This window comes from Collinsella sp. AM33-4BH, assembly GCF_003469205.1.
Taxonomy (GTDB): domain Bacteria; phylum Actinomycetota; class Coriobacteriia; order Coriobacteriales; family Coriobacteriaceae; genus Collinsella.
In genome coordinates, this window is sequence record NZ_QSIN01000004.1 from 37,009 (window position 1) to 50,490 (window position 13,482).

A 13,482-nucleotide genomic window follows, 5' to 3' on the forward strand; every position below is an offset into this window, starting at 1 on the left:
TGTCCTTTCTAAAGATGAAACGATCGCAATGAGTAGATGTGCTCCGGCATGCGCGTGTGGCTAGAACATGCAGAGCACCATGACGAGGACCCGCCACCGTTGAGGAAGCATGGGAGATAACGACCGCGGGCCCCAAGTCAACAGGGGGTGCCGGGGATGATGAGCGGCCCCCGGCTCAACAAAATCGAGGAATGGGACTAATCGATCTTGTTGTTGGTCAGACCGGCGCGGAATACGGTGGCATCGCCATCGGCCTGGCTCGGATCGTAGAGGTTCAGGGCAGCCACGTACATGGCGGCAGCGGTGACCAGGTCGTCCTTGTAGGTGACCTCGTTGGGAGCGTGAGCCTGAGACTCGGCACCCGGGCCAAAGCCCACGCAGGGGATGCCGTAGCGGCCCTGGATGGAAACGCAGTTCGTGGAGAAGGTCCACTTGTCGCACAGCGGGCGACCGGTGCGCTTGTCCATGCTGGGCTCGCAGCCGATGCGCTCGTCACCAAACATGGCCTTGTGGGCGTCGACGAGGGCCTTGACGTGCGGAGCGGTCTCCTTGTTGATCCACGTGGGGAAGTAAGCCTCGGTCTCGTAGACCTCGCCGGTCCAGGACGGACGGTCATACATGTACATGGAGACCTTCACGTCGTCGCCGTACTTCTTGGCGGCCGGCAGGTTGCGAATCTCGTCCAGACAGGACTCCCAGGTCTCACCGGCGGTCATGCGACGGTCGATGGAGATGGCGCAGGAGTCGGCCACGGCGCAACGGCTGGGGCTGGTGTAGAAGATCTGGCTGACGGTGCAGGTGCCGCGGCCCAGGAAGCGGGCATCTTCGTAGTGCTCGGGGTTGTACTTGGGGTCGAGCATCTTGACGAGGCCCTTGATGTCGGTCGACTCGTCGCAACCGTTGTTGTTGAGGGCGCGGACGTCGGCGATGATGTCGGCCATCTTGTAGATGGCGTTGTCGCCGCGGTCGGGAGCGGAGCCGTGGCAGGAGGTGCCGTGAACGTCGACGCGGATCTCCATGCGGCCGCGGTGACCGCGATAGATGCCGCCGTCGGTGGGCTCGGTGGAAATGACGAACTCGGGCTTAATGCCGTCCTTGTTGTAGATGTACTGCCAGCACATGCCGTCGCAGTCCTCTTCCTGGACGGTGCCGACGACCATGATTTTGTAGCCCTCGGGGATGAGGCCCATGTCCTTCATCATCTTGGCAGCGTAGGTAGCAGAAGCCATGCCACCCTCCTGGTCGGAGCCGCCGCGGCCGTAGATGATCTCGTCGGTCTCGTAGCCCTCATAGGGATCGGCGTCCCAGTTATCGATGTTGCCGATGCCGACGGTGTCGATGTGGGAGTCGATAGCGATGATCTTGTCGCCTTCGCCCATAAAGCCCATAACGTTGCCCAGGCCGTCGACCTTGACCTCGTCATAGCCAAGGCTCTCCATCTCGGCCTTGATGCAAGCGACAACCTCGCCCTCCTCGCAGGACTCAGAGGGGTGGGAGATCATAGCGCGCAGGAAGCGAGTCATATCAGCACGATGAGACTCAGCCGCAGCCTTGATAGCGTCGAAATCGAGTTCTTTAGCCATTGTTCATAACCTTTCAAACGAAGGAATCTACCTGTGAGGTGGCGGAGCGATACCTATTTACTCCGCCCAGTATTAGCAAGTGGGGTATTCGCCTTCCCAGACGATGCGACGGTACTGATCCGGATCGGTGTCGCCCTCGGTGGAGAAGCAGAGCACGGAGCTCGTCTTGTCCAGGCCGATGAGCTCCTTGAGCTCGGCGTACTCGGGATCGAGCATGATGGTCTCGACCAGGCCGGTGGTCACTGCGCCGGACTCGCCGGAGATGACGCGCGGGTCGCCCTTCTCGGGGGCGCCCAGGGTACGCATGCCGCGAGCGGTGACCCAGTCGGGGCAAGACACGAAGGCGGTGGTGTGGTTGCGCAGGATATCCCAGCCCAGGATGTTGGGCTCGCCGCAGCACAGGCCGGCCATGATGGAAGGCATGTCGCCGTCCACGATACGCGGATCGCCATCGCCGGCGGCAGCACCCTTGTACAGGCAGGCGGCAGGCGCGCACTCGACCACAACAAAGGTCGGCGGGTTATCGGGATACAGGTTGGTGAAGTAGCCCACCACGGCGCCGGCCAGCGAGCCCACGCCGGCCTGGACAAAGACGTGCGTCGGGCGGTTGATGGCCATCTCGCGCAGCTGCTCGGCAGCCTCGGAAGCCATGGTGCCGTAGCCCTCCATGATCCAAGACGGGATCTTCTCGTAGCCCTCCCAGGCGGTGTCCTGAACGATAACGCCGCGCTCGCAGGCGTCGGCCTCGGCGGCCGCCATGCGCACGCACTCGTCGTAGTTGACCTCTTCGATGGTCACCGTGGCGCCCTCGGCGGCGATGTTATCGAAGCGGGGCTTGGTGGAACCCTTGGGCATGTGCACGACAGCCTTCTGGCCCAGCTTGTTGGCAGCCCATGCCACGCCGCGGCCATGGTTGCCGTCGGTGGCGGTAAAGAAGGTAGCCTGGCCAAAGTCCTTGGCAAGCTGATCGGAAGTCAGGTAATCGAAGGTGCACTCGGCAACGTCCTTGCCGGTCTCGTCGGCAATGTAGTTGGCCATGGCAAACGAGCCGCCCAGGACCTTAAAGGCGTTGAGGCCAAAGCGATAGCTCTCGTCCTTAACGCACAGGTTGGACAGGCCCAGGCGCGCAGCCTGACCGTCCAGACGGGCAAGCGGAGTGACGGTATATTGAGGGAACGACTGGTGGAAGGCGCGGGCCTTCTTCACGTGGTCGAGACTCATGATTCCCAAGTGCTTGTCATCGCTCTTGGGCATCGTGTTGCCCGCCCACTGGATCTTATCGGCCATACGGTGAACTCCTTAAGTCCTCTCTTGCCGGCCCCCGCATACGCGTTTCAGCCCATTCCCATTCATGCGACTGAACTTTTATGTGGATGCCAAACAAAAAGTTTGTTAGCACTGTTCTATCACACTTTTTGCTTGGCAAACCTAACAAATTGTTTGTTGCCGTAATCGGTACCTTTTCGCCGACGAACGGTCACATAACGCAGTGACACTTTCGCTATTTGCGAACAGGTGTGGTTTATGGCAAAGTGTGCCCAAACTAATTTTTAGGAAGGTACCTATGACCCCCGCACAGATTGAGTTCTATAAGCGCCTTGCACACGGCCTGGCACTCCAATTTGGCCCCAACTGTGAAGTCGTCGTCCACGACCTGGAGACCGAGGACGTGGACCACTCCATCGTAGTGATCGAAAACGGCCACGTCAGCGGGCGCAAACTGGGTGACGGCCCCAGCCATATTGTGTTTGAGTCCATGCACGATGGCACCACCGACGTGCACGACCGCGAGCCATACCTCACCAAAACCACCGATGGCAAGCTGCTCAAGTCCTCGACCATCTTTATCCGCAACGACGAGGGCAAACCCGTCGGCATTTTGGGCATTAACTTTGACATTACGCTCATGAAGGCTTTTGAGCGCTCGCTCGATGCCTTTACCGGCACCGGCGCTACGGGCTACACCGAGCCCGAGCCCATTACCAAAAACATCGGCGACCTGCTCGAAGATCTGCTGCGCGAGTGCGAGCAGTTTGTGGGCAAGCCCGCGGCACTCATGACCAAAGACGAGCGCATTCGTGCCATTGGCTACCTCGACCGTCGCGGAGCCTTTCTCATTTCCAAGTCGAGCGAGCGCGCCTGCGAGTTCTTTGGCATCTCCAAGTACAGCTTCTATAGCTACCTCAATGAGGCCAAGGCGGCGGCCGGCGACAAGTAGGTACTCGCCTGGATTGCCCCTCCCCTTTTGGGCGCGAGTTCTGGAAAGCGCGAATCCAAGACCGAGCCGCTTGGGAAGTTCCATATAATCGATGTCATTAGTATTTCGAAAGGATGGAACAGAATGGCGTTGAGCAAGGCATCATGCACCGGTCGCGGATTGATTCCGGCAATTGGTGGACATGTGCACCGCATGTTCGATGAGGGTGAAGACGACCTGTTTTCGCTGAGCCTTGACGATGTGATGGATGATCGCCCGTGGACCGCCGACGAACTCATGGGCGGCGGCGGGGCTCGCCCGTCAAGCCCCAATCCCGCACTTGCGCCTAAAACCGCATCTGCGCCGACTCCTGCGCAGTCGCCTGTTTCGACGCCCGCGCCTACGCCCGCACCCACTTCGGCGCCCACGCCCGCTCCCCGCCCCGCAAGCGACCCGTCCGAGACGGCGGCATTTCTCGCTGCAGCGACGCAGGGCAAATCGGCCGACAGCACCGTTATGTACAGCGCCCAGCAGTTGCCTGTTCCTGCGGCACGCAAGCCTCCGGTCGCAAGGCTCGATGAGCCCGTTGCCCATCAGGTTGCCTACGATTCCTGGGCTGCAACCGATCTGGATGAGACCTCTACCGGCATGCCGGCGCTCGATGTTCCAGTTAACCCGCTTTTTGCCGCCAACACGAGCGCCGCGGACTATGAGGGCGGTGCGGCATATTCCGATTATTCCGATGGCTATGCTGGCACCGGCCGCATCGAGACCGAAGATTATGGCACCGCATCGAGCAATTATCTCAACGATCCGTACGCTGCCACGCCTGCACCGGAATATGACCCGGAGGCCGCGTCCGCGCCGGCGTATACCAAAAGCACGGGCGAAGAGCGCTTCGCCGATTATTACGCCGAGGAAAAGGCACTGCGTTTCTCGGAATTTCCGCAGGCAGTCAAGGTTGCCTTTATCGCCATTGTCGTTGTCCTGCTCGGCGCCATTGCGTTTGAGGGATTCCAGCTGTTCCGCGGCCCCACCCAAGCGGAGTCGGAGACCCAGCAAAAAGAGGACGATAACCAGTACCTGGACATCAACACCCTCAAGGGCGACCCCAACGACGGAGACGACGAGTAACAGATGCCGAAAACTGAGGGCCGTAAACCAAATCAAGCGACTCGCGGGATTGTGGGGGCGTAGACGGGCGAATGGGCCATCGACGATTTTGAGCTGGCAAGGGACGGGAATTAGATTCCCGGCCTTCAACCTAGCACTGCTTTATGAGATCGAGCACCGCAGGAATGTCATCGGCGTTCCGAAGCGCAACGTAAGTGGGTAAGCCCGGGCCAAATCCGCCCTGTGCGCGTTTGTCCTGACACATGTCCTCTGGATCAATTAGGTCGTCCACGCTCTTTGCCAGGCCAACGGCGATCCAACCACCGTTGCTGGTCCTGCCTTCTAACACGGCATGCAGTTTTCGCTTGCCCGACCTGAAGCCCACGTAGTACTTGGCTATATAGGACTCCCACGAAGAGTTGCCACTCAGAACGGACTCGCACACCTCATCGAAAAGCTTCTGGTTGAGTCCGCCTTCGGCAAAGGTGGGGTGGTTCTCCTGCAGAGTCCAGACAGGAGCCTCGTCAGACTCACCGCGAGAGGGACGATACTTGTCGACGACATCTGCCGGAAGGTCGGGATATTTCCATATCTCGCACGCCTCTTTCGCCAGCTCGTCCGCGCGCTGCCCAATCTCTTCCTCACCCCATTTTTCATGCGAGGCGATTGACTTGTTCAGGTGGAGCGGACTGCACCTAAGCCCCACGCCAGGAAGATTGAGCTTGTCCGAGAACGACCGGTTTGAGTACTCCTGGTTGTAGCCCGTCAGCGTTAGATTTCCCAAGTTGTTGCACAGCCTGTCGTGGATGTCTTCCCAGTTCTCGCCAAGCGATTCCTTCCAGCCGTGCACATCATCGATCGTTTGGGGCATGACATGCTCGATCTGGTAATTATCAGCCGAGATGGGCTCCTTCGGGTGGTGCCAGTTCTCCATGCGCTCCAAGTAATAGCGCTTTTTGGAGAAGCGGTTGTAACAGTCACGCGTCTTAAACTCCTCGACAAAATACTCGTCTGTCGGGAAGTACGCGGTCATACCGCCGCTATGGATAAGGAGCATAGCCGTAACGTACTCCTCTATATCGTCCTGTTGCTCGAGATTGCGATACATGCCGGCAAAGAAATTATTTAGGCCCGTGGTAAGCCTGCCGCAAACCGCCCGCCTGAACAGGAACGACTCGATAGTCTCGCAGATACGCAGAAACGCATTGCGGTCTAGCCCATTCCCCTCGTAAACCGAGTAAAGCAACATTAAGAGGGGCCTTATCTGCTTCACGTCGAGGCTTACGATTCTGCCGAACACTCGGCGTAGTCCGTCGTCCTTCTCCTTACCAAGGAACAGGCTGGCGTATCTATGTGCATACCCACGCAGCTCCTTAAGCAGACCCTCGGTGTCACCATCGTAGTCGTCGGCGAAATAGCGCTTAAACTCGTAGTAGGCCTCGTTCTCCTTCGGCATCCTATTGGGAACTTTAAGCCACAGCCAGTACCAGATAAATGCATTGAACTCGTCCTCGCCGCCTTTTCCGAACAAGCACTCGAGTGGATGCCAATAACCCTCATAAAGCTTGGTCTGTTCGTCGTTGGGAAGCGACATTAGAACGTAGTTACGGATGAGGTCAATGGGCGTGAGCGGCTTGCCCTTGGAGTTCATGGACTCAAATATGAGCTGTGCATTATCAACGCCAGCGGTGAGCTTAGTGTCGATGACCTGCACGCGGTTTAGCCCCGCCCAAAGCCTTGCAGGGTCGAATGATTTCCCGTGCATCTTTTCACAGAAGAACGCATGGTTCTCGACAATGCGATCCGATTTTTCATCTGGCACGGGAGCCCCAGACACGATGGAGAACAGCGTCTCTTTATCGTCCTGCGAGAGCACCAGCTTATAGCGCGCCAGACCGTTGTAGTCGTCATCGTTAAAGAGGTAGTTCTTCCGCAGCGCTGAGATCTTGAGATCGCCAAGGAAGTCGGCCTTGTCGGGATTACCCTCCAGATAGTCAGCCAAAGCAGCGATCATCAACGAAAACGTCGTCATGCGCTGCTGCCCGTCAATCAGGAGCACGCGCGAAATACTCGTGGCAGAGCTCTCGGACTCGGGGATATAGAGCATCGACCCCACGAAGTGCGATACGCCATCACGACCCGCTCGCATAACGTCATCCCAAAGCACCTCGCACTCTTTTACACTCCACGAGTAAACTCGCTGGTACACGGGAATGACGAATTGCATCTTCGCCACGCCCATAAGGTCGAGTAGATTTGCCTCGGTTGCTTTCATTTGTGGTTGTCCCCTTTCTTGTTTACGCCGCTTGCGGTCAGTCCTCCACTGAACGAAAGGCGCTAAAGACCAGAGTATCGAAGCACTGGAGCAACCGGGGTGCTCATATCGTTAGATTCTACAACGAAAGCAAACACTTACGCCGTCATGGTGGCGCGCGATCGCTGCACGCCACTCCCCAAAATCATACGATGTCAAAAGACTGACACTTGTGTATGCCTTTTGACATTGCCACAGACTTACGGGTTTCTTGTCTCATATGCCAAGAGCGGATATCTAGATCGCTGCCCCTCCCGCCCAAAGGAGCTCGACAAGAACTGATCGAAGGGCAAATCAGACATCGAGCAAGTCGCCGACATGCTCATCGCGCCTCGCAAAAAGATGGGCAAACACGGGACCATCTTAAGCGGTGGCGATGATGACACGGAATTGCAGCCGAATCGCCCCGACCTATTCGCCACCCGATGCCGGCAAGCTGTTGAGCGGCTCGCTCTCACCGGCGGCACCAAGGCGCTTCTGCATCTTCTCGATCTGCTTAAGGGTCGAAGTCAAATACCCAAGACCCTTCTTCAACTGCTTAAGCAACCTGCCATTCCTACGGTCCCCCTTTCCATTCTCCTTCTCGACATCCTCCTCAACACCAGCGATGCTGCGCTGCACGGCCTCGGCCGCCTTCTGCACCAAAATGGCTCCCTCATGCGGGCAGCGGTCAGTTGCCACATCAAGAAATGCGAGAAGCCTTGAGCATTCAACGAGCACGAACTGCGCATAGTCCTCCCCCATCGACGCCGCCAGGGCAACGCCGCTAGAACCCAAAAGGCCAAACGCAGCGCCGCCGCCAGCAATTAAAGCGGTGCCACCGGCCATGCCCATGCCGCCGGCGGCCAAGGCGCCGCCGCCAGCAGCAGCAAGACTCGCATTGACGAGCGCAGCCCCGTGAAGGCCGACAAACGAGCCTCCAAAGATACCGACAGCAATATCCGGAGCCAATGCCGCGGCCACTCCTCCTGTGCCCAGGGCCGCCGCCACGGCAATGGCGCCGCCTACCAAGACCTTTGGCAATGTACCTGAGAGCTCACGGATATGCGCCCCGCATTGCTTCTCTAGGGAACGTACGGCGTCCAAATCAACCGCGTCTTGTCTCCTGGGAAATTCGCGTTTAACCCAAGATCCACTCTCCTTCAAACCTTTGTATTCCTTCTTCTCTTCATCTCCCATCTGGGAATAGAGGCGAAACTCAACCAGCTCCTGTGCAACAAGTAAGGCGCGAACTTTACCGCCTCGCCGCCGCGAAACTGTCTCAAGGGCTCCGTACGCATCTTCCTCGCTCAAAAAGTAGCCGTCTGCATCAATGCCTAGGCCATCCGCGACCGAATCCTGCCACGCGCGGGCCCAGCTCCTCTTTTGCCCTTTGCGCACTTCGTTCTTCTCGTTCCCGCAGTCGTAGTTGATGGCGGCAAGCTTCAGCGAGAAGGCAATCCTCGTCGTTTCTCTATCTAGGCTATAAAAGTGAAATCCATCGAAGATATCCTGGCGGCGCCTGGCGCGCTCAGTCCAAGCCTCGGACATTTCCTCCGCCATATAGCCCCAGTCGGCATGGAGGGCAAACGCAAGGCGTCCAACTCCAACGTAGTTTATTCGCAAGAAGAGCTTCTGGGCGAACACGACCTTGTTCCCCTCGCATTCGATACCCGCCCTGACCGCCGCCGTCGCTAGATTCGCCAAAACGAACGAAGTGCTCGAAACCGTGACCATGCGAGTGAGGACCCTGCTGTTATAGGGCATAAAATACGAAGCCTTGAGCTTGTGCAAGCCGGAAACCTTGCTCACTTCGCAACGTTCTAGCTCGGCCTTGAGCCTTGAAAGCATATAGAGACAACGAACGATAACCTCGTTGGCCACGACTGCTGGCACCTGGCTTAAAGCTTGGTCGAGAAGGCCGACTTCCGTCCGAAGGTCGAAACGAATGGGCTTGCCGTCCTCGGTTTTGAACGCCGTTCCGTTAAACAGCTTTGAGATCCATTGCTGAATGCGAATATCCTCGCCCTTATAGGCAATCTGCATGTCTTGAAAAACAGGCAGGGAGGAGAGCTCCTTTAGCAGGGACAGCACGACGCCGGGAATGCCCGTCCCCTTACCGGGGTTTGAACTAGACCCCGCCATGTCGCTCACGAGATGCATCGCCCAGAACAGAGTGCCAAACGCGATCTTCTCTGAAACGTTCCTGCCTATAAGAGGGCAGTCGGGATCGAAGGCGGTGGCAGGCAGGTCAAAGGCGACAAACCGGCCGGCTGTATCGGTACCATAGCCTTTGCCCGTGAATTGCGAGAGGATCGAACACGCAAGGCCAACCAAACTCGGGTGGTGCGAGAAATCCCGCAGATGATGTTGGAGCCCGCCGCCAAACTCGGCAGTCAGCTTGTCCGCGGCAAGAGGAAACTCTTTCTCTAGAAAGCGAATAGCGTCTTCTAGAGTTGCATCCGCCTTTGCCATACCCGCAGACTTGGCAATCGTAAGAACAAATTTACCAACCTTCTCGTCGCCCCACTCTTTGGCACCCTCTAGGTTGAAGTCTTTCTGCCAAAGGATATTCAACGCGCCCGTGAGGAGCCCGCTAACGGCTGCAAGTTCATAGTCGAGCTTCGTAGCCTTTTCAGCCCGAGGGTCAAAATCAAAGAGGACCTCCTCCCCATCGGGAGCGTCCTTAAAACCGACCAGTACGGCACTACCGTTCAGCGGCGCAGATGTAACTTTGGGCAGTTGAGACATGGTGTAGACTATCTCGCCACCACTAAAAACAAGTTCGTCTGCCATACCGGCTTCCTCCTGCAAACGCGTAAAATCAGATTGCTCTACGCCGCCAAATCCCTCTTCGTAGAAGTATTCGAAAATCTCGGTGATGCAGTTGCTCAGAACCTCGTCGGGATAGTTCGCCACTGGCAGCCTATACACCTCATTGTGTACGATAACGCACACAGCGTCACGGGTCTCTGCCTATCCGTCCAGCGAATCATGTTAGCAAGCCGCTCTCCGACAATGGATGCCATCTCGATGTCCATACTCTTGACCTGCTTGGTCTCGGCGAGTGTCAGCGTGTCCTTAAATAGCATCTCAAGCACAGCCCTCTGATGCTGATTCCGGAATCCCTCGCGCAACCATTCCGTCCGCTTGTCGCCAAATGAGCCCCCTACCTCCCCTCCGTCTTCAGCTTTAGCAGCAGGTCGCCCAGCTCGGGGCACTTGCTGGAAAGACGCGTCTGAGCTCGCTCGCCCATCCCCCACCGCTGACGGATCTCCTGGGCGCGCGGACTCACGTGATAGTCCCCGTCCATCACCTGCCTGAGCAGCTTGGCGGTCACGCGCGCATCGGCCAGAGCGCTGTGGGCGTGCCCCGTCGACTCGTCGAACTCGATGCCAAACCACGTTGCCGCGTCGCCCAGCGAGACACGCCCGTGGCTGCCCACGTCCATGATCGAGGTGTAAAACGCCTGCAGGTCGGCCCAGTCCGTAGGAAATGCGGAAAGGTCGATGTGCTTTGCCTGGCACTCGGTCAAAAGCTGTCGACGGTCCGTCCCGCTCCAGCAAACTATCTGGGCGGAGTAGCGACCGATCCAATCGCCGAGCCTTTTGATCACCACATAGAGCGGATCGGCCATCGCGGTGTCCACGGCCGATATCCCTGTGAGCTCGCGGGCGGGAAACGCAACGCCTTCGGCAAATTCCGTCTGCACAAACTGCGAGAACTCGCCCATAACGTTGCCGTGGTAATCGAGCTTGACGGCGCTGACCTCGATAATCTCGTTGCGCAGCCCACGGCGCTGGCGCTGCTTTGGCACCGGCGCAAACTCAAAGTCCAGCACAATCTGGCGCGCAAAGTTCGTCGTATCGATAGCCGAGATACCCGGCGTCTTTTTGTCTGGCACGGTCAGGGCCTTTCTCCGTCAACTGCCGCTCGTTACATAGGCGGCTACATTGCCGTAAGGATAGGCGCCCGCGCGGACATGAAATCGCACAGCACGGCTTTCCGGCATCCTTGCGTAAAGCCACACTTTGAGAGAATCACGTCACTGTTATTATCGAACATATATTCGTATTTATAGCAGTACTTTGATAGAATTGCAGTTGTTGACGGCAGTTCCATGTGCCGGGCAGCGCCCTCCATGCGACGGGAGGTGATGCCCATGACCGATCTGATTGATTTCGTGAAGCTCCTGACCGCTTTGGTCTCGCTCCTCACGGCGCTTATCGGACTTTCCGAGGCACTTAAGCAGCGTACGAAGCAAAAGAAGAGGGATCGACGCCGTTAAGGCATTGACCCCTTGAACTAAGTAACGGCGCTGCCCAGCTATCACCCTTGGGCTGCCGTCGACTTTATTCTACCTACGGTTGCCAGGTTTAACAAATGAATTTTCAGTAATGGAGCCTCGGAGCCCGCTCGCTCAACCACCTGGCCATCGGATTAGCCGGATTCTGGGACACGCCTTCCGTCCCAGGCCTCTGCCGGAAAATGCGTCCCACCCTGAGGCTCGATTCCGGGACACGGTTTCCGTTTGAAGCCCCGATGGGAAAGCGTGTCCCGTTCCGAGAGCTCATTCCGGGATGCAGTTTCCGCTAGAGATGCCACCGGGAAAGCGTATCCCGTTTTGGAGCCGAATTCCGGGTCGTAGTTTCCGCCTGAGGGCCGATCCGGAAACGGCATCCCATTCTGAAGCCGAAATCTGGAACGCACTTTCCGCCAAAGGTCGCAAAAGGAAAGCACATCCCATTCCCAGCATCAAATCAGGACGCGCTTCATTATCCCCGCCCTCACATCTCGGCAAACGAGATCAGCTTGACGTCTCCCCTACTCTCCGCGGCATCCCGACATCCCTGCGTAAAGCCACTTTTTGAGAAAAGCGCATAGCTTTTTCGTTGCCGCCTAAAGAGCTCGCTTCGGTACACGAGCTTTTGCAGCACGTCTTCGCCCACCGGTTCATTGCGCCATTTGCACTCCGCAAACAGCGCAGCGCCCTCGCCATCGTCAACAATCAAGTCGATTTCTTCCTGCGTATGCGTGCGATTATCCGTCCCCCACCAGCGCCCAACGCTTGCCGGAACCACATCGATCTGGCCCGCGCGTGCGAGTTCGTACACGTATTGCCTGCATATAAGCTCAAAGACCGTGCCCATGTAATCCGATACGTGCGGCTCAATGCGCTCATACGCCATCTCGGCCATATCGTTTTGAATCAGCCCGATGTTCTGCGGAACAAACTTGTACCAGAACCTAAACATCTGATCGCTCAGCAGATACACGGCTCGCTTATTGCTCGTCTCGTTTAGGGGCAGCTCGCGCTCGACAATCCCAAGCGACGCCAGCTTATCCACATAGCTCTTTACGTTGCTCGCAGGGATTCCCGTAGAGCTCGCAATCTCCGAGTTCTTCGAGCGTCCCTGGGCAATTGCCTGTACGATCGCATCATATTGCTCGGGATTGCGGCACTCTTGCAATAGCAGGTTACTCGGCTCCTCAAAGAGATAGCCCGTAGGAGTAAGAAAAAGACGTTTGATGTTGTCCTTGAGCGGTGCGGCAGGATCGACTTTCTCGATATATGCAGGAATGCCACCCGTCATGCCATAGCAAACTGCAGCGTCTTCGCGACCCATGCTCTGCCACAACCCGAGGGTCGTCGTAAAATCGAGCGGCATGATCTTAAACTGGGCCGTACGCCTACCGTATAGTGGGCTCTCGTAGCCCAACACCTGTTCCTCCATAAACGAAAGAGACGAGCCGCATAGGATCAGCATGAGCCTGGTCTCTTTGTATAAGTGGTCGATCTTGTCTTGCAGCAACGAGCTGATTTCGGGATTCGATTGGGCGAGATAGGGATACTCGTCAATCACGACAACCAAACGTTCCGTGCGAGCCATGGTGGCCAATGCATCGAACGCCTCGTCAAAACTACGAAACGACACGCCCGCAGCACCAACCGAGCTTGCAAGTATTGCCTGGCTAAAGCCGTGCAGGTTTGCCTCTGCATTGGTACGACGAGCTTGAAAGTAAATAGCCTTCTTGCCTTGGATGAACTCTGTGATAAGGCGCGTTTTGCCCACACGACGACGGCCGTAAATCACAGGCATCTCAAAGGAGCCCGTGCCATACAGTCGATTGAGCTCGGACATTTCCACTGTTCTTCCGATAAACATAGGGCCATCCTTCCTTTACGTTATAGCTAGCTATATTATACCTTCCTATAATATAGCTAGCTATAACGTAATTCGACAAGCGGCGCACGCAAAAGGGGCGGTACACCACCGCACGTGGACCGTTCCGGA

At 57.2% G+C, this 13,482-nt stretch carries 9 protein-coding genes; 3 read left to right on the forward strand and 6 right to left on the reverse strand.

The genetic code is table 11. The features are described from left to right. Positions 1-197: 197 nt before the first annotated feature. Both DW821_RS04170 and dpaL read right to left on the reverse strand, forming a co-directional pair. Positions 198-1,583: a YgeY family selenium metabolism-linked hydrolase gene (locus DW821_RS04170; protein ID WP_118065758.1), complete on the reverse strand. Its 1,386-nt coding sequence runs from the start codon at positions 1,581-1,583 to the stop codon at positions 198-200. A 72-nt stretch (positions 1,584-1,655) separates the two neighbouring features. Then, a complete protein-coding gene (dpaL, locus tag DW821_RS04175; RefSeq protein WP_118065760.1) occupies positions 1,656-2,870 on the reverse strand; it encodes a diaminopropionate ammonia-lyase in 1,215 nt (404 codons plus the stop codon). 277 nt (positions 2,871-3,147) lie between these two features. Between dpaL and DW821_RS04180 the strand changes: the two genes are divergently transcribed. Both DW821_RS04180 and DW821_RS10190 read left to right on the forward strand, forming a co-directional pair. Continuing rightward, entirely contained in the window at positions 3,148-3,801 is a 654-nt protein-coding gene (locus tag DW821_RS04180; RefSeq protein ID WP_118065762.1) for a transcriptional regulator, read from the forward strand. Between the two features lie 123 nt (positions 3,802-3,924). Then, complete coding sequence (locus DW821_RS10190; RefSeq protein WP_158567542.1) at positions 3,925-4,914, forward strand: hypothetical protein; 990 nt, start codon at positions 3,925-3,927, stop codon at positions 4,912-4,914. 130 nt (positions 4,915-5,044) lie between these two features. Here the strand turns inward: DW821_RS10190 and DW821_RS04195 are convergent, their stop codons facing one another. The 3 genes from DW821_RS04195 to DW821_RS04210 form a co-directional block, all read right to left on the reverse strand. Then, positions 5,045-7,168 carry a DUF262 domain-containing protein gene (locus tag DW821_RS04195; RefSeq protein ID WP_118065768.1) on the reverse strand — a complete coding sequence of 708 codons (2,124 nt, stop codon included), beginning with the start codon at positions 7,166-7,168 and terminating at the stop codon, positions 5,045-5,047. A gap of 450 nt (positions 7,169-7,618) precedes the next feature. Beyond that, positions 7,619-10,105 (reverse strand): hypothetical protein, encoded by a 2,487-nt coding sequence (locus DW821_RS04200; protein ID WP_118065770.1) that lies wholly within the window; start codon positions 10,103-10,105, stop codon positions 7,619-7,621. A gap of 250 nt (positions 10,106-10,355) precedes the next feature. Next, positions 10,356-11,090, reverse strand: coding sequence for a 3'-5' exonuclease (locus DW821_RS04210; protein WP_158567543.1), 735 nt, complete (start codon positions 11,088-11,090; stop codon positions 10,356-10,358). A 258-nt stretch (positions 11,091-11,348) separates the two neighbouring features. On the opposite strand from DW821_RS04210, the gene DW821_RS10375 reads away from it, so the two are divergent. Further along, positions 11,349-11,474, forward strand: a complete 126-nt coding sequence (locus tag DW821_RS10375; RefSeq protein ID WP_255415100.1) for a hypothetical protein — start codon at positions 11,349-11,351, stop codon at positions 11,472-11,474. Between the two features lie 499 nt (positions 11,475-11,973). On the opposite strand, the gene DW821_RS04220 is transcribed toward DW821_RS10375, so the two are convergent. After that, positions 11,974-13,353 carry an ATP-binding protein gene (locus DW821_RS04220; protein ID WP_118065778.1) on the reverse strand — a complete coding sequence of 460 codons (1,380 nt, stop codon included), beginning with the start codon at positions 13,351-13,353 and terminating at the stop codon, positions 11,974-11,976. Positions 13,354-13,482: the final 129 nt, after the last annotated feature.

Coding starts and splice junctions, on each gene's coding strand:
- DW821_RS04170 (WP_118065758.1), bottom strand. CDS start 1,583: ATGGCTAAAGAACTCGATTTCGACGCTATCAAGGCTGCGGCTGAGTCT.
- dpaL (WP_118065760.1), bottom strand. CDS start 2,870: ATGGCCGATAAGATCCAGTGGGCGGGCAACACGATGCCCAAGAGCGAT.
- DW821_RS04180 (WP_118065762.1), top strand. CDS start 3,148: ATGACCCCCGCACAGATTGAGTTCTATAAGCGCCTTGCACACGGCCTG.
- DW821_RS10190 (WP_158567542.1), top strand. CDS start 3,925: ATGGCGTTGAGCAAGGCATCATGCACCGGTCGCGGATTGATTCCGGCA.
- DW821_RS04195 (WP_118065768.1), bottom strand. CDS start 7,168: ATGAAAGCAACCGAGGCAAATCTACTCGACCTTATGGGCGTGGCGAAG.
- DW821_RS10375 (WP_255415100.1), top strand. CDS start 11,349: ATGACCGATCTGATTGATTTCGTGAAGCTCCTGACCGCTTTGGTCTCG.
- DW821_RS04220 (WP_118065778.1), bottom strand. CDS start 13,353: ATGTTTATCGGAAGAACAGTGGAAATGTCCGAGCTCAATCGACTGTAT.